We start from the raw sequence: 20772 nt of genomic DNA, 5'->3' as shown, positions 1-20772 counted from the left end.
TACTAGTCAGTTTGATAAGGATAACCTAAATGGTCATAGCCTAGTTTGGTTACTATTCGTCCCCGAGGGGTGCGTTGTAAAAAGCCCATTTGTAATAAATAAGGTTCATACATATCTTCGACAGTTTCAGTTTCTTCTCCAATATTTGCAGCAATCGTTGAGAGCCCCACCGGTCCACCACGATATAATTCAATCATTGTTTTTAACATTTTTTGATCAATGTAGTCTAATCCAGCTTGGTCAACACGTAATAAAGCTAAGGCTTCGTCAGCAATCTCTTGACTAACAGCCCCATTTCCTTCAACCTGGGCAAAATCACGAACCCTTTTTAACAAGCGATTGGCAATCCGTGGTGTTCCTCTAGAACGTCTAGCAATTTCAAGAGCACCCATTCCATCAATTCTAGTTTCAAAAACATCTGCAGAACGCAAGACGATATCACTTAGATCTTTGACTGTATAATACTCCATATGCGAAACAATTCCAAAACGGTCTCGTAAAGGTGCTGATAATAAGCCCGCCCTTGTTGTTGCTCCAATTAACGTAAATGGTGGCAAAGGAAAATGGACTGGGTGAGCACTCGGTCCTTGACCAACAATAATATCAACGAAAAAATCTTCCATTGCGGAATAAAGCATCTCTTCGACCATGCGCGGCATTCGATGAATCTCATCAATAAATAAAACGTCTCCGGCTTCTAACTCGTTTAATAAAGCAATCAAGTCACCCGCTTTTTCAATAGCAGGTCCACTTGTGGTGCGGATTCCAACATTCATTTCATTAGCAATGACCATAGCCATTGTTGTTTTACCTAATCCAGGCGGTCCATATAATAAAACATGATCCAATGCTTCCTCACGAGTTTTAGCCGCTTCAATGTAAATAGTCAATTCTTTTTTTACTTTCGTCTGGCCAATATATTGATTTAGACGTTGAGGACGTAAGGATTTTTCATAGGATTGCTCTTCGTAACTTTCGCTTTCCCCTGATAGGATGCGTTCTTCGTCATTCATCTTATTCACCACTTTTCTTTCCGTAATTAGCTAGTTGTTTACTATTTTTTCTTCATCAATAAACGCAAAGCAGCTCGTAAATAAGCATCTGTTGAGTGTTCATTTAAACTTCGTATTTGTGGTTCAATTCGTTTGATTTCTTTCCCACTATAGCCTAATGCTGCCAATGCTTCAAGAGTTTCCTCAACATGACCATGATTTGTCGGCAACGTTAATTTCTCTTGTAAAGCACCGCTTATAACACCATCTGCTGGAGTCATTAAATCATCTAACTTACCTTTTAAATCAAGGACAATTTGAGAGGCTGTTTTTTTGCCCACTCCAGGAAATTTAGTTAGATAGGCTACGTCGTCTCCTTCAATTGCTTGAACTAGACCGGCATGATCATCACTAGCCAAGATAGCTAAGCTACTTTTTGGTCCAATTCCAGACACACTGATTAATTTTAAATAAAGTTGTTTTTCACTAAAGTCCTTAAAACCAAATAACGTGATTGCATCTTCACGAACAGCTTGATACACATATACTTGAACTTCTTGATTTAATTTACTTGAAAAACGAAATGGATTAGCAATTAATAGTTGATACCCTATGCCACCATTTTCAATCACGATATATGCCGGACCCACAAAGGTCAGCGTACCTTTAATATATTCATACATTTTTATTTACCCCAATCGCTACTCTAATTAATAGTACATTCGTTCCCCTATGCATTTTACCATATTTTTGAATTAAAATGGAGCCTTCTACTCAAAAAAGCTAATTTTTACCTCTTACGTACTAATTTCTTTGCTACTTTCTCATTCTTCACCTTTTTGTAAAAGAAAAGCAGGACTAGCCACATACAAAATACAACAATTAAACTTACTTTTCTAAGATGGACGTAAATTGCCAATAAACTCACAACTCCAACAATAAAAATTGAAAGCAAAGCCTCTACTAAGTCATAAAAGCTAATGAGTAGACCCATTTTACTGATTGGCAAATAGTTTTGTCTGAAAGTGTAAAATCCTGTATTTGCAAATGCTAGCGCAAACGAAAGTAGAAAAAAACCGACTGCTGCTGAAATAAAATGAGTTGATATGGCGTAAATAAAGTAACCAAGTACAAAAAAGAAAGATCCACTTTGTAATAGATGTGCGACTGATAACTTTTCACTAAAAATAGTCACTATTCCCGAACCACATAGAATACCTAAGCCAGCAATGCTGACTAACAAACCATATTCACCATCTGTCAAAGCTAACATTCCTTTAGCAAAAGAGGCTTCAATCGAATCTAACCCCGCTGCAAAACTCATTAATAATAAGAAACTGCTGTAAATTAACGTTTCATTCCCATACTTTAAACTAAAACTTTTGACCTCAAACCAGGTTTCACTAAATGTGATACCTGTGTTTGGCTCTTTTTCGGTGGGGACCGTTTCACAATTTGGCAACAAAAAAATAAAATAGGCGGATAAAAATAAGGCGGTACTATTGACTACAATTGCTAATTTAGGCGTTCCTACCATTAATAGTAGTCCTGCTATAGCTGGACCTAATAAGAATCCACCAGAATGAACTAAACTACTAAGTGCGTTATATTTTTTTCGTTTTTCTGCTGGAATTAGCGATACTGTATACGTAATTAACAGAGGCGAATGGATTGAAACGGCTCCTTGAATCAAAAAAACAATCAAATAAATCCACCATAACTCATTGATTATCACTAAACTTCCAATCATACAAGCTCTCGTTATGTCTAAAATAATCAACCATTTGCGCTTCTTCAAATCATCTAAAAAATGACTCATAATACTTGTCGTTAAGACTGTTGCTATGGGACGAAGAATATAAAGTACACCAACGGCTGCTGGGGTTGTCCCACGATTTAATACAATTAAGTTTAGCGCAATAAAATAAATCCATTCCCCAATACTAGAAATCCCACTACTCGCTAATAATAAACCTGTTGTTTTTTTCTTATTCATCCTTTAGCACCCCCAATTTTGATAATATAAAAAGCTTGTTGAGTTCGCTCAGGCTCGACTGAAGAATAGGGAAAATTGATATGATACTTTTTTCCATTTCGAATCTTCATAGGAATTGGATCAAACCAACATTTTGAGATCACAGTCCATCTTCGATGGATGTGTATCATGTTTCTAAGTTGCTAAAGCAACAAGAACCATGATAAAGCAACAAGAAGCATGACAAAAAAACTCACCCCCAAGACCAAAGTCTTAGGAGCGAGTCAAAATCGCGGTGCCATCCTAGTTCAAAATAATGTTGCCATTATTTTCTTATCAAGTACGCCAAAAATTGCTTTGGTTATACTCTTAGTAACGGAAGAACCCGTCACACCATCCCTAATGTTCCGATGTGCAGCTACAAAGGCTTGTTTCAAAAAGGCTTATTCCATCTCTTTTCAGCAACCGAGACTCTCTGTAAAAATCTATACTTTGATTAGATTTTATTGAAATAACTGAACTTTTCTACTTTTCTTTGTCAACGCTTTTAAATTTAAACTATCATATCAGAAACAGACGTTTTCGTAAAGTAAAAGTTTAGCCTTCTTATATTCAACCTTTACCACACTACCTTTTAGCTTTTCAAACCATACTTTTCAACGCGCTGGTCAGTTATCACACCAGTCCAATTTAGTCCGTATGCAAAATCATAGCTATTATGATTTTCATCGCGATGGCAAGTCATATCAAAAGGGACATCCTCTAATTGTTTTTCAACAGATTCCATCTTATCAGGAATTTGAAAAGGAAGTAAACCCGATGGCTCAACTTCTCCTGATAATAGAGAAAGCAAGGCTTGTGTTTGCACACCAAAATCAACTAAAATCCCATCCACAATAGTTTCAAATTCATGAAGAATGGTTGGATTTTTCATCGCTACAATCGCAATTAGGGGTTTATTCCCCATTTTTTCTCGAGTTTCTATCACAATGTCCAAATCCGCTTCATTGATAGCTTCATTTGATTTTCCATAATAACTTCGGTTCGAGAAGGCTTCTAACGGATCACCACCAGCTAAACTTTCCTTACGCCCTAATCTAGCTGTGTAAGGTCGGTATTGTAAACTGATTGGGACATAACCCGTTCCACCTTTAGCAAGATCCTCTAAACTAAAACCACTTGTTTGAGGAGATTCCATAAAGCATAATGCAAAATCTGCTTGTGCGGGATCAGTTGTTAAATGATAGTACTTTTCAACTAAAGCTGCTTCAACAGGCAAGAATTCTCTTGCTGGTATTTCTTGGCCGAACCAATCTTTACTCACTTTCAATCGTCTTTTAGGAATATAAACTGTTTGTTTTTTAGCTACTGGTAAAACGTTATTTTGATTTTTTAATAAAATAATCGACTTTTGCTGAGCTTCAAATCCTTTTTTCATAAAATCAGGGTGACCAACTGTTTTCTTGGTTTTCGCGCTATCAATATAAGGATTCTCAAATAAGCCTACTTGAAATAGATTACGCAATAATCGTTTGGCTGAACGACGAAAACGTGCTTCAATAAACTCCTTGCCAAATTCAGATTTTCCTAGTTCGTAGGCTGCCATAATCGGTTCAACCTCATTGTTACCCCCAAATTGATCCACACCCGCTAATAGGACCTTATAATGCCTTTCAGCAACCGTTAACTCTTCAACACCCCAATCTTTTCCAGATAAAAAACTATCCATTTCTTGATGGTCTTTTGTAATTCCCCAATCCGTGCAAACAACTCCATCATAGCCATACTCATCACGTAATAATTCTTGGACTAAATAATGACTATAGCCATTTCCTACATTTTCTCTATTTTTAAGATCTTGATTAGTTGAAATCGTGTAGTAAGGCATGACAGCTGCAGCTTTTTCCGTCCCACCTTTTAATTTAAACGCCCCTTCCGTAAATGGCTTCAAATGTTCTTTAAAATTTCCACCTGGATAAACAGCATACTTACCAAAAGCATAATGCGCATCACGACCGGCTTCTCCACTTCCGCCACCAGGCCAGTGTTTTACCATGGCATTGACACTTGTATAGCCCCATCCTGAATGTATCTCACTTGCCTTTTCTGAAGTTTGAAAACCCGAACAGTATGCTTCCGATAAATCTGTAACTAATTTTACACCTTCACCAAAAGTTCCACTAAATCGCATCCATCTTGGTTCAGTCGCTAAATCAACTTGAGGAGAAAGTGCAGTGGCAATCCCTAATGCACGATATTCTCTCCCAGCAATATGACCAAAATCTCTCACTAATTCTGGCTCAAATGTTGCTGCTAGGCCCAGAGCCTCTGGCCATTTTGAAATATCTCCACCCGCACCTGCGTTGTATTCAGAATTAGCATCTGCTCCATGACGAGGGTCCGAGCTAATATTAACTGGAATTCCATGACCTAGTCCTTCCACAAAAGCTTGCAAGTTATTTGACCAAGTAGCAGAAATTTCAGGCGATTCAACAACTGTAACTAAAATATGTCGCAAATGATCTTTTGTTAAAAATTCTTTTTGTTGATCTGTTAAATCTGAAACAACTGCCGTACTATCTTCTAAAGCTAACCCATCATACGTACCAGCAAACATGCTTGCAAAAGAATTTTTGCTAGATGTTACTGCTTGATGACCACTATAAAGCATCAAACCAGCAATCTCAGATATCGTTAATTGATTAGCTAAATCCTCAATTCGTTCACTGATAGGTAATCGCCAATCTTTGTAAGGCTGTAACTTACCATTTCGATTTAAATCTTTAAAAGCATACCCATCCGCTTCAATAATCCCAATCCCTGATTCTGTAGAAAATCGTAAAGTTGCACCATTTTCATTTTTAATCGTTACTAAACCGTTTTCAATTAGTTGACTCCATTTTTTTTGCATCCCTCTATCGACTCCTTTATCAATTCTTTTCTCCATTTATCGTAACATAATTTTGCAAAATAAACCTATGCTATTTTATTATTTACTTCTATAATTCTTATAGACTAGTCAACAGATTTCAAAAGAATGTTTTAATTTTAAGATTTATGTATTCTATCAGAAACTCAAATAGCGGTTGAGACAAAAATCAATCCAATCTCAAATAAAAAAAGCATGAAATCAGCATTTGTAAAAATGGATTTCATGCTTTTTTGCTATTATTCTTCTTTAAAATATTTCTGATAATCGCCATATCCTTGTGCTTCTAATTCTTCAACAGGAATAAAGCGTAAAGCTGCAGAATTAATACAATAACGCAAACCACCTAATTCTTTCGGTCCATCTGTAAACACATGACCTAAATGAGAATTTGCTTCTTTGCTTCGTACTTCAACACGTTTCATACCAAAAGTTTTATCCGTCTTTTCAATAATTTCTTTTTCAGAAACGGGTTTTGTAAAAGCCGGCCAACCACATCCTGCATCATATTTATCTTTAGAAGTAAATAACGGTTCACCACTGACAATATCAACATAGAGTCCATTCTCATAAAAATCATCATATTCACCTGTAAACGGACGCTCTGTTCCGTTATTTTGCGTGACTTCATATTGAATATCCGTTAATTTTTGTTTTAATTCCTCTTTATTTTTTTCAGTCATTTCAAATCCCCCTATCTTTCTACTTTTAATTATAGCAAATAAAACAATAAAACAACGTTATTTTGCTCACTTTACCTGTTCTCACTTAAGACAAGTCCTAAAGCAACATAAATAACAATAAATAACGTTGAAAAAGCAAAATAATAGACTTTCTTTTGTATTTCGGAATTATGATCTATTTTTTGATAGGCCCAGAAAGCTAATTGAGCAAAAAATAAATTACAAATTAGATGTGCCGTTGATAATCGCCAATCAATAACTCCATTAATAAAGGCAAATACGAGTTCAAAAATAGCAGACAATGCCACAATTAATAAGGCAAAATTTAATTTCTCTATAAAAGTATCTTTATGCAACCCTTTGACTAGTTGACGACAATAGCCATGAACATTCTCGCCAAATAAATCCTTACTCGTTTTTCCAATTTGCTCCAATTCTATTAAATGATCCAATAGTTCAGCTAAAATTTCTTCTGTTTTTTTCGTATTTACTGGTGAAGCACGTAGGTACTCCACAACCTCTTCAAAAACCAGTGCGTTTTCTGAATTGAGTTGTTGTCTTAGCTGATTCGTTCTTTGTTTTAATTTAGCTGTCTCCATAACAACAACCTCCTTTTTATTTCTTAACTCCTCATTATATCATCGTTCATGATTGTCACTGAATTCAATGATATCATTTACACTTGTAGCAACTTTGCTCCACTGCTTTTGAAATTCTTCTAAATAAGTATGACCTTGTTTTGTAATGGAATAATATTTACGTTTTGGACCTTCCTTTGAGGGTAACATTCGGCTACTTACATAATCTTGTTTTTGTAATTTTAATAAAACAGGATAAATACTACCTTCACTAACCATATCTAACCCATAATCGGCTAATTTAGCTACCATCTCGTAGCCATAGGCTTCTTGATCTTTTATAATGCTTAAAATACAACCTTCTAGTAAGCCCTTTAGCATTTGACTTGTCTCCATTTAGCAAGCACCTCTTTATCTATCTTCTAAAACAAGTTTGCCTATTTTTCTATCGCTATCTTGCAATGCAAAATAGCTTAAACATATCATAACTTAAGGCTCTTTCTTTGTAAAGAGGAACTTACTAAATTTTTCACAGAAAAAACTGCTACCTGATAACTAGGTAGCAGTTTTGCTTAACGGGCAAAATCAATTTCTATTCCATCAAATTTAGCTAACATTCGATATACGACTGCAACTGGAAAACCTGCGACTGCATAAAAATCACCTTGAATTTCAGAAACCAATAATGCACCTAAACCTTGAATACCATAAGCTCCAGCTTTATCCATTGGTTCACCAGAGGCAATATAGTTTGTAATTTCTTTCTCCGTTAATGGATATAACGTTACAATTGTATCAACTACTTCTGTCACTTCGAGGGAACCATTGGTCATATAAACGGCTGTGTAAACATGATGCTTGGTGCCACTAAGCTTACCTAACATTTGAGCTGCCTCTTGCTCGTTAGTTGGTTTCCCTAAAACTTGACCATCTAAATAAACAATTGTATCACTTCCAATAACTAAATCAGTAGGAAAATTTTCAGCCACAACTAAGGCTTTCCGTTTTGCTAATTCTGAAACTATTACGTTTCCAGGTAAGCTTTCATCAATTGTCTCATCAACATCTGAAACAACGACTTCAAAATTCGAAATAATTTTACTTAATAATTCTTTACGTCTTGGGGAACCTGATGCTAAGATAACTTTCATTTTCTAACCTCTTTTGTCATGATTTAATGGGGATCTTGAATCCGTTTAAACATTCTTTCCATATCTTTATTGGTAAATTGAATCAACACTGGTCGTCCATGAGGGCAATTATAGGGATTTTCTGTTTTAGCTAAATCAACTAATAAAGCTCTGGCTTCTTGATCATTTAAATGATGATTTGCTTTAATTGATCCTTTACAGCTCATCATAATTGCTGTAGCTTCCCTAAACTTCGCAACACTGATACTGCCTTGTTCTAATAACAAGTCAATCATTTCTTTAATGATTTCCTCTTCTTGACCACGATTAAACCAAACAGGGTGGCTACGTACTAAGAAACTATTTTGGCCAAATGGCTCAAGAAAAAGTCCAATTTCTTCCAAAGCTTCATTATTTTCTTTGATTTTTATCGCATCACTATTAGGATAGTCTAACATAATTGGAACCAATAAATCCTGCAAATCACGGCTAACTTCCCCAATTTTCTTTCGGAAAAACTCATATTTAATTCGTTCTTGAGCCGCATGTTGATCTAAGATATATAACCCATTTTCATTTTGAGCAAATAAATACGTCCCGTGCATTTGTCCCACGTATTCTAAATTCGGCAAATGGGCAATGGCTTTATTTTTCAACTGTGCTTCTTCTTTAATTAACTTCTCGGCAGCCTTTAAATGAGATTCCGTATGCAATTCTTGCAACTCACTTTGATTCTGATTCGATTCTATTTCAGGGGGTTCTGACTGTAGATTGTGTGTAGTCTCCACTGTTACTTCATTCATTAAATTTTCTGGAATTGGAGCAAATGGATCTTCAATAAACTCCTCTTCAACACGATCTTTTTTTAAATAAAATTGACCTTCTGCAGCTTCATATCCAATTCCTCGTTCAAATGGAGATGCTTCTCTTTGAGCTGGAATTGGACTTGGTGTTGATTTAAAGGGAATTGTTTTGAAATAATCTTGATTTTTATCCTCAGTACTTTTCTTTTCAATTGAATGTACTTGATTTTCTTTTGAATCTTCAGCTTGATTCTTTGAAAAAAGTTCATCCGAACTAGTTTTAGATGCTGTTAAATCAATTTTTGTTTGTTCAGATTGAAATCTAGAAGCATCATATGGGCGTTTAAAACTAAAATTCTCTAAAGACTCTGGAATCAATTGTTCATGACTTAAACATTCATGAATAGCTGTCTCAATTAGTTCCATCAATTCTTTTTCTTTACTAATCCGAACTTCTTGCTTGGTTGGGTGAACATTTACATCTACTAGAAGTGGATCCATTTGAATATCCAAACAGACAAAAGGAAAACGACCAACCATTAATTTCGAACGATAACCAGCTACAATCGCTTTATTTAGTAAATAATTTTTAATATATCGTCCATTAATCATAATTGACATATAGTTACGGCTAGCTCTCGTTAATTCTGGTAAAGACACGTAGCCTTTTAATTTGAAATCTAAATCTTCTTTTTCAACTTCGCGCATTTTTTTTGCAACCGATACACCATAAATTCCTGCTAAAGTTTGTTTTAAATCGCCATTTCCCATAGTGCGTAGCATTTGATTGCCATCATGGACTAAACGAAAAGCGACTTGCATATTACTCATAGCTAAACGGTTAACTATATCTCCAATTGTAGCTAATTCAGTTTGAATCGTCTTAACATATTTTAAGCGCGCAGGTGTATTGAAAAATAAATTCTCAACAGTAATACTTGTGCCTTTTCGAGCTGGATTTGCTCGCTCTTCGACAATATCGCCACCTTTTAACGCTAAATAACTTCCAGCCCCAACACCTGTTGCAGTCTCTAAGGTAATTTCTGAAACTGAGGCAATACTTGGTAAAGCCTCGCCACGAAATCCTAAAGTACGTATTCTAAATAGATCATCTCGTGAATGAATTTTGCTTGTAGCATGGCGCTTAAACGCATTTCGAACATCGTCAGCAGCTATTCCAGCACCATTATCAATAATTTGAATTTTTTTAAGTCCTGCTTCTTCAATTAGAATATCAATCTGTGTACTTCCTGCATCAATAGCATTTTCAACTAGCTCTTTTACAACTGAGGCTGGGCGCTCAATAACTTCACCAGCTGCAATTTGATTGGCTAATTTTTCAGAAAGTTCTACTATTTTTCCCATGCTCAGTCCTCCATCTTGTCGGAAAAGCTAAGAACTTGTCTAGCTCTTAGCTTTATCTGTGTCTATTTATTTTAGTTTTTGTTGCAATTGACTTAGTGTATTGATGGCATCTAATGGGGTCATCGCTAATAAGTTTAATTGATTAATCGCATCAATTACATCAGCTTCATTGGGATTTCGTTCACCAAATAAAGACAATTGTCCATCTGATTCTTCAACAATATTTGTTTGCTTCGTTTTTTCTTCTGTTATTTTTGGAGCTGCTGTTGCATATGTTGGTTGGTAATCTAATACAACCGTATCTTGTTGCTCTAGCTTTTCTAAAATTGTTGCTGCTCGTTCTAATAACTCTTCAGGTAAACCTGCTAATTTAGCAACATGGATTCCATAACTTTTATCTGCAGGTCCAGGCATCATTTTATGAAGGAAAACAACCTCTCCATTTTCTTCAACAGCTCCGACATGAATATTTTCCAGCCCTTTAAGACTATCCTCTAAAACTGTTAGTTCATGATAATGGGTCGAAAATAGCGTTTTTGCATGAACATGTTGATGAATATATTCAATGATTGCTTCTGCTAATGCCATCCCATCATAAGTTGCAGTTCCTCGTCCAATTTCATCAAATAGAATTAAACTACGATCAGTTGCATGACGCAAAGCTTGATTGGCTTCCATCATTTCAACCATAAATGTACTTTGACCTGAAATTAAATCATCAGCTGCACCAATTCGAGTAAAAATCTGATCAAAAATAGGCAGGTCAGCTTTTTCAGCTGGTACAAAGCACCCCATTTGGGCCATAATCACCGTTAAGGCTAATTGTCTCATATAGGTACTTTTACCAGACATGTTTGGTCCTGTAATTAAAAGAATATCAGTTTCAGTTGTCATTTCCACACTATTTGGTACATACGTTTGTTGCCCCAAAACTTTTTCAACTACGGGATGACGACCTTCTAATAGGTTAATTTCGTGTTTTCCTGTTGTCATTGTCGGTTTAATAAAATGATATTTTTCACTAACCGTAGCAAAACTTTGCAATACATCAATTGTTGCAACATTTTTTGCCAAGCGTTGCAAACGTTCAATATAGCTTTTGACTGTTTCACGAACTTCAGCAAACAACTCATATTCTAAAGCCATTGATTTTTCTTCTGCTTCAAGAATTAACGTTTCTTTTTCTTTCAAAGCTGGTGTTATGAAACGCTCAGCGTTAGCCAATGTTTGCTTTCTCTCATAGGTTCCCTCAGGCAAGTTAGCTAAATTAGCTTTGGTGATTTCAATATAATAGCCAAAAATTCGATTGTAGCCAACTTTTAAACCTTTAATACCTGTTTTCGCTCGTTCTTCAGCTTCTAGTTGAGCCATCCATTTTTTTCCGTTTCTCATTGCATCCCGGTATTGGTCTAACTTCTCATGATAGCCATCTTTAATGACCCCACCATCCTTTAGAGAAAGTGGCGCATCTTCATGAATGGCCAATTCGATTAAATCAACAACCTCAGTAACAGGATCTAGAGCGCCTAACAAAGTGTCCCATTCAGTATCATTAATAATTGCAATGATTTCAATCAGTTGTGGAATTTGCAGTAAAGATGTTTTCAATTGCAATAAATCTCTACCATTTACATTGCCGAAAGCTACTCTTCCAGCTAATCGTTCTAAATCATAAACACGTGTCAAGGCTTCATTTAAATCTGTTCGTTCAAAAAAGTGATTCATTAGGCTCTCAACAATCGCTTGGCGGCCTTTTATTTTTTGCTCTTGAATTAATGGTCGATCAATCCACTGTTTAAGTAAACGACCACCCATTGCTGTTTTTGTTTCATCAAGCAACCAAAGTAAGGTGCCTTTTTTTTGTCCATTTCGAATAGAAGTTGTTAATTCAAGATTATATTTTGAATAATGATCCATTTTCAAGAAATGAGTTGGGACGTATGTCTCAGCTTTTTGAATATGAGCTAAACTTCTTTTTTGCGTGACACTTAAATAAGAAAGTAATAATTTTAAAACGGATAGTGTTGACGTTTCTTCAAGATCACTTGTTAAATAAGAAAATTCAGCATTTTCAATAATTTCCTTTTGATTGGAAATCATCACATCTAACTTATTTTTCAATTCTTGCTGAAATTCCTCATTACTTTCACCGTTAAATACAATTTCTTTTGTTTGAATACTTGAAAGTTCATTAATGACATCTTCGACCGAATCCAATTGAGTCGCCTTTAACTCACCTGTGCTTAAATCAACATAAGCTAAGTCAAATTTATTCCCCTCTTGAACTAAGAGTGCAGATAAATAATTATTCTTTTTTGCATCCATGTTTTTCGTTTCAATAGCTGTTCCAGGCGTGATAAGTTGAACGACTTCTCGTTTTACCATTCCTTTAGCTGTTTTAGGGTCTTCTACTTGCTCGCATATAGCGACTTTATATCCTTTTTCAATTAATATATCAATATACCCTCTAGCTGCATGGTAAGGAACCCCGCACATCGGAATGGGTTCATCTGCATTACGATTGCGTGCCGTTAATGTGATTTCTAGTAATTGAGTGGCTTTAATGGCATCATCGTAGAACATTTCATAGAAATCTCCTAATCGATAAAACAAAAAAGCATCTTCGTAATTGGCCTTAATGGCTAAATATTGTTCCATCATTGGGGTATGTTTAGTTTTTTGAGGCATTTGACAGCATTCCTCTCTTTCTATCGATTGTCTTCCAAGGTTTGATTAATCTGCTCTTTTAATTCATCTTGAACAGTCGCTACTAAATGTTGTAAGATATCGTTGGCTTCCACTAAAGCATCTTGGTAGCTTGTTACAACCATATGTTCATTAAATTCTTTAGTAAAAGCTTCCGCTTCTTTAATCGCAATTTTTTCAGCTTCTGGCTTTCCATAATGATTAAAAGCAACAGCCTCTTTTTGCTTAATTTTAATATCTGCAATTAATTGATTTAAATGTGCATGATTTTGAGCTTTTTCTTCAATCATTTGATAATCTTGAATCAGTTCATTCTCTTTTAGCAAGTCTGTTAAACGCTGTAAATGAGCTTTAGTTGCCTCATCTAATAAAGATTCATTTGTCCCTCTCATTCAAAATCTCCTCCAAAAGGATGGTCTTCATTGATTAATATAGGTTCAATTTTCTTGGCTGCTCCGGTACTATCATCAAGCTCAATATAACAAGCTGATAGCGTTTTACGACCTGTTTTTGGTACTTCAAATCGGGTTGGCATTTGCGTTAAAAAACGATTGATTACTTGCTCTTTTGCCATACCTAAAATTTCATCATACGGTCCAGTCATCCCAACATCTGTTAAATAAGCCGTACCTTGTGGTAAAATTCGCGCATCACTTGTTTGAACATGGGTATGAGTTCCAACTACAGCTGAAACCTGACCATCTAAAAACCAGCCCATTGCTTGTTTTTCACTTGTTGTTTCAGCATGGAAATCAACAAAAATAAGGGGTGTACGTTGTCTTGCTTCATCGACTAAATCTTCAATTTTTCGAAAAGGATCGTCTAAATCAGCCATAAATACACGACCATGAAGATTGATAACTGCCAACTCAAGTTGATTGACTTTAATGAAAGCCATGCCTTTACCTGGCGTAGTATCTTCAGGATAATTAGCTGGACGAATCATTTTTTTTGCATCGTCAATAAAATCAAAAATTTCTCGATTGTCCCATGTGTGATTCCCCATTGTGACAATATCTACACCATCTTGTAAAAAAGATTTATATATTTTTTCTGTAATTCCACGTCCTGCTGCGGCATTTTCACCATTTAAAATCGTCACTTGAGGACGGTATTTACGTTTTAATTTAGGTAGGTAGTCATGAACCATCTCTCGACCCATCGAACCTACTACATCTCCAACAAATAATAATCTCATTTTTTTGCCTCTTCTCTATTTGTCCATTCTCTCTATTTTAACAATTATTTACAAAAAATGAAAGGTTTTGTCTTAAATACTCCACGCCTTACAACTATAATATGTATTTATCTTGATTAAACTTTTTATATCCCAATGAACAAAAAAAGAACAACAAAGAATGCTCTTTGTTGTTCTTTCCTTTATTTCGCGTAGTCAACCGCTCGGGTCTCACGAATAACTGTCACTTTAATATGTCCTGGGTAATCCAGTTCATCTTCAATTCGTTTACGAATATCTCGTGCTAGTGTGATTGCCGTTAAGTCATCAATAATTTCTGGTTGTACCATAATCCGAACTTCACGTCCTGCTTGGATAGCAAAACTGCGTTCAACACCAGTAAAGCTATTCGAAATTCCTTCTAGTTTTTCTAGACGGCGAATATAATTTTCTAAAGATTCGCTTCGTGCGCCTGGTCTAGCAGCAGATAGTGCATCGGCTGCAGCAACTAGGACAGAAATAACAGAAGTAGCTTCCGTGTCTCCATGATGAGAAGCAATCGCATTAATTACGGTAGCATTTTCTTTGTATTTAATGGCAATTTCTTCTCCAATTTCGACATGAGAACCTTCAATTTCATGATCTAATGCTTTCCCAATATCGTGAAGTAATCCAGCGCGTTTAGCTAAAGTAACATCTTCACCTAATTCAGCTGCTAAAATACCAGCTAATTTAGCTACTTCAATAGAATGATTTAACACATTTTGACCATAACTTGTTCTAAAACGTAAACGTCCTAAAATCTTAATTAAATCTGGATGTAATGAGTGGACTCCTACATCAAACGTAGCTTGTTCACCAATTTCACGAATGCGTTCATCCATTTCTTTTCTTGATTTTTCAACCATTTCTTCTATTCGAGCTGGATGAATTCGTCCATCTTGAATCAGTTTTTCAAGTGTCATTCGTGCAATTTCGCGACGAATTGGATCAAACCCGCTTAAAATAACTGCTTCAGGTGTATCATCGATAATCAAATCAATTCCTGTTAAAGTCTCTAAAGTACGAATATTTCGACCTTCGCGTCCAATAATTCGACCTTTCATTTCATCACTTGGTAGCGTTACAACGGATACCGTTGTTTCAGAAACTTGATCAGCCGCACAACGTTGAATCGCTAATGAAATTAAATTTTTCGCTTTTCGATCTGCTTCTTCTTTTGCTTTCTGTTCAGATTCTTTCACCATAACTGCTAGTTCGTGGGAGAGATCTTCTTCTGTTTCTTTCATAATCATGTCTTTCGCTTCATCTCGTGAAAGAGCGGCTACCCGTTCTAATTCAAGTTGTTGCTCTTCAACTAATGCCGTTACCTTTTGCTCTTGATCGTCAATTAGTTGTTGTCTTGAACTTAATTTTTCTTCTTTTGCTTCAAGAGTACGTTCACGTTTTTCTAATCCATCGTCTTTACGATCTAAGTTTTCTTCACGTTGGACCAACCGATTTTCTTGTTTTAAAATATCGCTTCTGCGCTCTTTTAGCTCACTCTCAATTTCAGTTCGATATCTGTGGTTTTCATCCTTCGCTTCTAACAAAGCTTCTTTTTTTAAGGTTTCTGCTTCTCTTTTTGCTTCCTCCAAAATTCCAGTTGCAGTGTTTCTAGCACCAGCCAGTTCTTTTTCGTGGGTTGATTTTCGGACGATATATCCTACAATTAGACCAACAACTAAAGCAACAATAGCGAAGGCTACACTGATAATAATAGTATTCATTCTTCCACCTCCGTATCATGTATTTAATTGTCATTTATTTTTTTCTTTGGCAAATTTTTTAAATTTTATTCAAAAAAAGTCACCGCGTATATTTAAATAAGGTAATACACAACTCTAATTTTAATTGTACATCGCCAACATGTCAACTGAATTAACACGTTTTGAACCACCTTTTCTTTTTTTCTCCCTTTTATTTCTAAAAAAAAAAAAGTTTCTCTAAAGAAACCCCTTACTTTAAAAGCCTTATTGCTTAAATTTGAATAAAAATAGAATTTAATAAATAATTTTAATTTCTAACGTATTCTTTAAAAATAACGACCTTCATGGGAATAAAATCTAAAAAAAAAGTATTTTATTGAATTTCATCAATAAAATACTTTTCGAAGCTTTATTTTTCTGGGTCAATTTCAGGTAAATCTAACACAATTTCTGTTTGATTCTCATTTTCTTTAGCTATTTTATCTACAGCTATCGATTCAGCCTCAGAAACTTTTTTTTCAACCGCTTTTTTTTCATTTTTTACAGGTTCTGTTTTTTCTTCTTCAACAACTTCTTCACCAATCCCATAAGCTGCTCGAACCTTTTGTTCAATTTCTACTCTTAATTCTGGGTTTTCCATAAAATATTTCTTCGCATTTTCACGACCTTGACCAATACGTTCACCTTCATATGAATACCAAGCACCACTTTTATTTACTATATCTTTTTCTGATCCCATATCCAGTAATTCTCCTACTTGAGAAATACCTTCCCCGTACATAATATCTACTTCAGCAACTTTAAATGGTGGCGCAACTTTATTTTTTACGACTTTAATTTTAGTGCGATTTCCAACTACATCTGTGCCATTTTTAATTTGTTCCGCTCGACGAACTTCCAAACGAACAGTTGCATAAAATTTCAACGCTCTACCACCCGGTGTTACTTCTGGATTTCCAAACATGACTCCAACTTTTTCACGAATTTGGTTAATAAACAAAGCAATCGTTTTGGTTTTATTGATAGAACCTGACAGTTTACGTAAAGCTTGAGACATTAAACGAGCTTGTAAACCTACATGGCTATCGCCCATCTCCCCTTCAATCTCTGCTCTAGGCACTAAAGCAGCTACCGAATCAACCACCACAATATCGATAGCACCACTAGAAACCAACGCATCGGCGATTTCCAAGGCCTGCTCACCTGTATCTGGTTGAGATAGTAATAACTCATCAATATTTACTCCTAATGCTGCAGCATATTTAGGATCTAACGCATGCTCAGCATCAATAAAGGCAGCAATTCCACCTTGTTTTTGAACTTCTGCTACAGCATGTAAAGAAACAGTTGTTTTACCTGAACTTTCAGGACCGTACACTTCAATAATCCGTCCCTTAGGATACCCGCCTACTCCTAACGCTACATCCAAGGCTAAAGACCCACTAGGTATTGTTAAAACTTGAGTATCAATTTTTTCGCCAAGCTTCATTACTGAACCTTTACCAAAATTCTTTTCAATTTTTTTCAATGCTGCATCTAGGGCTTGTTTGCGATCATCTGCCATTAAAATTCCTCCTTGATATAAAAAAGTTTGTTGAGCCTTTTAACTCTGATAAGAAAATAGGAAAAATTGATAGGACTCTTTTTGTCCTCTCGAATTTTTATCTTTTTCTCGAAGAGTTGGCTCATAAGAACTAGCATTAAATCTGTCCATTCTTATTTTATTTAACGTTTATCTTTTATTATTTTGTTTCACAAAAACTATCATAATCGTTATGCCAAAAAAAAGCAAGAGAAAAACGAACAAAAGTTCGGTCTATTTTTATTTTAATTTTTTTTATGAAATTAAATTCGATTAAATCAACATTTTCACTCTTCATCTAGCGGAATATTTTTTAATATGCGACGAACCATTTCTAATCCACTTAATGCGGCTTGTTCGCGATTGCCATTTCGATTCCTACCAAAATGAAAACATTTCGCAATTGTTTTTTGACCTGTTACCGCTAATCCAATCCAAACTGTTCCTGCTGGCTGATTTTCTAATGTCTCTGGACCTGCCACTCCTGTAAAAGAAATAGCTATATCTGTTCCGTATAACTGTTTAACACCTTCTGCCATTTCAATACTGCATGCCTCGCTAACAACTCCATACTGCTTAATTGTGTCGGAAGATACGCCTAATACCTTTGTTTTACTCTCATTGCTATAAGTGACTACGCCTCCATCAAAGATAGCAGAAACTCCTGAAACGCTAGCTAGTAAACTTTGAAAAGCTCCTCCTGTTAAACTTTCTGCAGCTGTTATCTTCAATTTTTTTTCTTTTAATAAATCAACAACCACTTCAACTAATGTTGTTTCGTCTCCATAGCCATAAAAATACGTTCCTACCCTTTCTTGAATCGTTGCTTCCAATCTATCTAGAAGTTCATTACAGGCTTTCTCAGAGCCTCCATTTGCTGTTAAACGCAAAGTTACTTCATGAACTCCAGCATAGGGAGCAATCGTTGGGTTTTTTTGATTTTCAATTAAGTCATCTAAAATCGTAACTAATTTCGATTCACCTATACCAAAAAAGCGCAATACTCTTGAAACAAGCAGTTCAGGTTTATCACTATTTGCTAATAGTAAAGGTCTTGCTTCTTGTAAAAACATTGGCTTTAATTCGCTAGGTGGTCCTGGTAGCAATACATACATTTTTCCATTCTCTTTTATAAACATTCCTGCTGCTAAACCTGTTGGATTTTTTAAAACTGTTGAACCTTCTATTACAACAGCTTGCAATTTATTATTTTCAGGCATCGGTCGTTTCGTTTTTTCATGATATTCAACAATTGTTTTTAGTGTTGCTGCATCTGTTATAAGTGATCGATTTAAGTGCGCTGCGATTGTTTGTTTCGTCATATCATCTTTAGTGGGCCCTAAGCCTCCTGAAAGAATAATTAAATCACTACGTTTTTCAGCTTCTGTTAATACTTGATCTAGCCGCTCAGGATTATCTCCAACCACAACATGATGATACACATTAATTCCTAATACAGCCAACTCTTGTGAAAGAAAAGCCGCATTGCTATTAACGATTTGTCCTAATAATAATTCCGTTCCAACTGCGATAATTTCTGCTTTCATTGCTCTTCCTCCATCTCTTCTTACTTACTATACACTCTTTGAAAAAAATACTTTTATTTTAAAAATTGAAAAGGAATTTTCAATTGGATATTATTGGTATCTTGATCAATATAAATGCTCTCAATATAACTAGTTAAAGAACTTTTCGGTTGCTTTTGTAATGCTTGGTACGCAGGATTTTGTTCCAATTCACGTGTGACTTTTTCCACTTCTGCTTTTTCAACAAAAGATTGGCCACCAAAGAAGCGAATATTAGCTTCACCAACAAATTTCCCAATACTTTCAGCCTGACTTTTATCTGGCCATTGTTCTTCATAGATTTGACTTATTGCAAAGGCTTCTCCATCTTTTTGCATCAGTGTCCTTAAATACTCATTGTGATTAAGTAAATCGGGATTTTTATTTTTTGTTGCTTGGGCCCAGATGTCTACATCTGTAGAAATACGTTGATACTCCATTTGACCATTTTCAAAAGTCAATTCTCCAATTGGATTTGACAACATGGCAAAAGAACCTGTGACAATATCATAAATGGGTTCTCCATTTAACTGCTTGCTAGCAATGTCTTGAGCATGAATATGACCAGATAAAGTAAATGATACCTTTTCTTGACTAAGTAGCTTTTGTATTTCTTCAGCATTATCTAATGTAAATCCTTGATTGACCAACTGGTTATGATCCAATAAATTATGATGAATAACTGGAATCACTTTGGCACCTTTTTCAGCAGCTAATGTAAAGCATTCCTGTAACCATTGATAAGTCTCATCTCTAAGACTGCCGCTCATAATTGGACCTCGAGTCGATCCTTGCCAACTATATTTGTTTGTATCGATCATGGCAATCCATAAATTTTCTCGTGGGGCAACCAAATAGCTGAGAGAATTTGAATCAACACTAATCGCTTCATTATAGCCAAAGTCTTGAAAAATTCGGCTGAAATCTTTTGGTAAAATTTGATCTGTCGCCTCCGCTTTCTCAGCCCGATATTTTTTTGCCCAGCCGTCACTAATATCATGATTTCCTGGAATCACGTAAACGTTTGTTCCAGTTTTTTCGATTTCAGCAAAATATACAGCTAATTCTATCGCACTTTGTTTCTCACCATTCAACGTTAAATCGCCACTTACAACTAAAACATTGGGTTTTTCATGCTGTGCTTTATACACGAGGGCTTCTAATGTTTCTTCTTGGTAGATGATATCTTTGCCTGCCGATGTTTGAATAATAAATTTAAACTTCTCACCATCATCATATAAACTAGGTGAGATATAGTGAATATCTGTAATGACCCAGAGTTTAAAACCTGGCTCTACAACTTGATTTTTTATGTTGCTTTCACTTATTTGGTTAGTTCCTTTTTGTGTTGCTTCATTTTTTTGGCTACACCCACTTAAAAATAGAAAAAAGATTCCTAAAGCCAACAACAAAGTTTTCTTTTTTTTCATTTTTCCCCTTCTTTCACTTTGTCCTGCTCCTCTATTTTAACACAAGCATGTTCTTAAAAACTAAAAAAAAGAGCAGTGGAATAATATCCAACTACTCTTTTAACTACTT

The 20772-nt window shown here is 35.4% G+C and carries 16 protein-coding genes and 1 other annotated feature; all 16 genes read right to left on the bottom strand.

Annotated elements, in window-relative coordinates; translation table 11 throughout:
* Nucleotides 1-2: 2 nt before the first annotated feature.
* A complete protein-coding gene (ruvB, locus tag BR77_RS01255; protein WP_016356490.1) occupies nucleotides 3-1013 on the bottom strand; it encodes a Holliday junction branch migration DNA helicase RuvB in 1011 nt (336 codons plus the stop codon).
* A 41-nt stretch (nucleotides 1014-1054) separates the two neighbouring features.
* Nucleotides 1055-1675, bottom strand: coding sequence for a Holliday junction branch migration protein RuvA (gene ruvA / locus BR77_RS01250; RefSeq protein ID WP_010054255.1), 621 nt, complete (start codon nucleotides 1673-1675; stop codon nucleotides 1055-1057).
* A gap of 107 nt (nucleotides 1676-1782) precedes the next feature.
* Entirely contained in the window at nucleotides 1783-2988 is a 1206-nt protein-coding gene (locus BR77_RS01245; protein ID WP_035063745.1) for an MFS transporter, read from the bottom strand.
* Nucleotides 2989-3239: 251 nt separating this feature from the next.
* Nucleotides 3240-3518 (bottom strand) — a binding site (T-box leader).
* Nucleotides 3519-3601: 83 nt separating this feature from the next.
* The gene (locus BR77_RS01240) at nucleotides 3602-5914 is read right to left on the bottom strand and encodes a glycoside hydrolase family 3 protein (RefSeq protein ID WP_257613151.1); all 2313 of its coding nucleotides are present in this window, start codon (nucleotides 5912-5914) and stop codon (nucleotides 3602-3604) included.
* A 221-nt stretch (nucleotides 5915-6135) separates the two neighbouring features.
* On the bottom strand, nucleotides 6136-6579 hold the full coding sequence (msrB, locus tag BR77_RS01235; protein ID WP_015076681.1) for a peptide-methionine (R)-S-oxide reductase MsrB: 444 nt from the start codon (nucleotides 6577-6579) through the stop codon (nucleotides 6136-6138).
* A 71-nt stretch (nucleotides 6580-6650) separates the two neighbouring features.
* Nucleotides 6651-7178, bottom strand: coding sequence for a DUF1129 domain-containing protein (locus BR77_RS01230; protein WP_010054251.1), 528 nt, complete (start codon nucleotides 7176-7178; stop codon nucleotides 6651-6653).
* Between the two features lie 39 nt (nucleotides 7179-7217).
* Nucleotides 7218-7553, bottom strand: a complete 336-nt coding sequence (locus tag BR77_RS01225; RefSeq protein WP_015076682.1) for a PadR family transcriptional regulator — start codon at nucleotides 7551-7553, stop codon at nucleotides 7218-7220.
* A gap of 176 nt (nucleotides 7554-7729) precedes the next feature.
* Entirely contained in the window at nucleotides 7730-8308 is a 579-nt protein-coding gene (locus tag BR77_RS01220; protein WP_015076683.1) for a Maf family protein, read from the bottom strand.
* 23 nt (nucleotides 8309-8331) lie between these two features.
* Entirely contained in the window at nucleotides 8332-10455 is a 2124-nt protein-coding gene (gene mutL, locus BR77_RS01215; RefSeq protein ID WP_015076684.1) for a DNA mismatch repair endonuclease MutL, read from the bottom strand.
* A gap of 66 nt (nucleotides 10456-10521) precedes the next feature.
* Nucleotides 10522-13143, bottom strand: coding sequence for a DNA mismatch repair protein MutS (gene mutS, locus BR77_RS01210; protein WP_015076685.1), 2622 nt, complete (start codon nucleotides 13141-13143; stop codon nucleotides 10522-10524).
* A gap of 20 nt (nucleotides 13144-13163) precedes the next feature.
* Nucleotides 13164-13553, bottom strand: a complete 390-nt coding sequence (locus BR77_RS01205; protein ID WP_010054244.1) for a YlbF/YmcA family competence regulator — start codon at nucleotides 13551-13553, stop codon at nucleotides 13164-13166.
* Nucleotides 13550-14359 carry a TIGR00282 family metallophosphoesterase gene (locus tag BR77_RS01200; protein WP_010054242.1) on the bottom strand — a complete coding sequence of 270 codons (810 nt, stop codon included), beginning with the start codon at nucleotides 14357-14359 and terminating at the stop codon, nucleotides 13550-13552. The genes BR77_RS01205 and BR77_RS01200 overlap by 4 nt, the downstream gene beginning before the upstream one ends.
* A 182-nt stretch (nucleotides 14360-14541) precedes the next feature.
* On the bottom strand, nucleotides 14542-16107 hold the full coding sequence (gene rny, locus BR77_RS01195; RefSeq protein WP_010054241.1) for a ribonuclease Y: 1566 nt from the start codon (nucleotides 16105-16107) through the stop codon (nucleotides 14542-14544).
* A 388-nt stretch (nucleotides 16108-16495) separates the two neighbouring features.
* The gene (recA, locus tag BR77_RS01190; protein ID WP_015076688.1) at nucleotides 16496-17650 is read right to left on the bottom strand and encodes a recombinase RecA; all 1155 of its coding nucleotides are present in this window, start codon (nucleotides 17648-17650) and stop codon (nucleotides 16496-16498) included.
* Between the two features lie 305 nt (nucleotides 17651-17955).
* Entirely contained in the window at nucleotides 17956-19215 is a 1260-nt protein-coding gene (locus BR77_RS01185) for a competence/damage-inducible protein A (RefSeq protein ID WP_015076691.1), read from the bottom strand.
* Between the two features lie 53 nt (nucleotides 19216-19268).
* Nucleotides 19269-20663 (bottom strand): metallophosphoesterase, encoded by a 1395-nt coding sequence (locus BR77_RS01180; RefSeq protein WP_015076692.1) that lies wholly within the window; start codon nucleotides 20661-20663, stop codon nucleotides 19269-19271.
* Between the last annotated feature and the right edge of the window lie 109 nt (nucleotides 20664-20772).

Source organism: Carnobacterium maltaromaticum DSM 20342 (assembly GCF_000744945.1).
Classification (GTDB): domain Bacteria; phylum Bacillota; class Bacilli; order Lactobacillales; family Carnobacteriaceae; genus Carnobacterium; species Carnobacterium maltaromaticum.
Note: the sequence above shows the minus strand (reverse complement) of the source record. Positions and strands in the feature narration are given on the sequence as shown.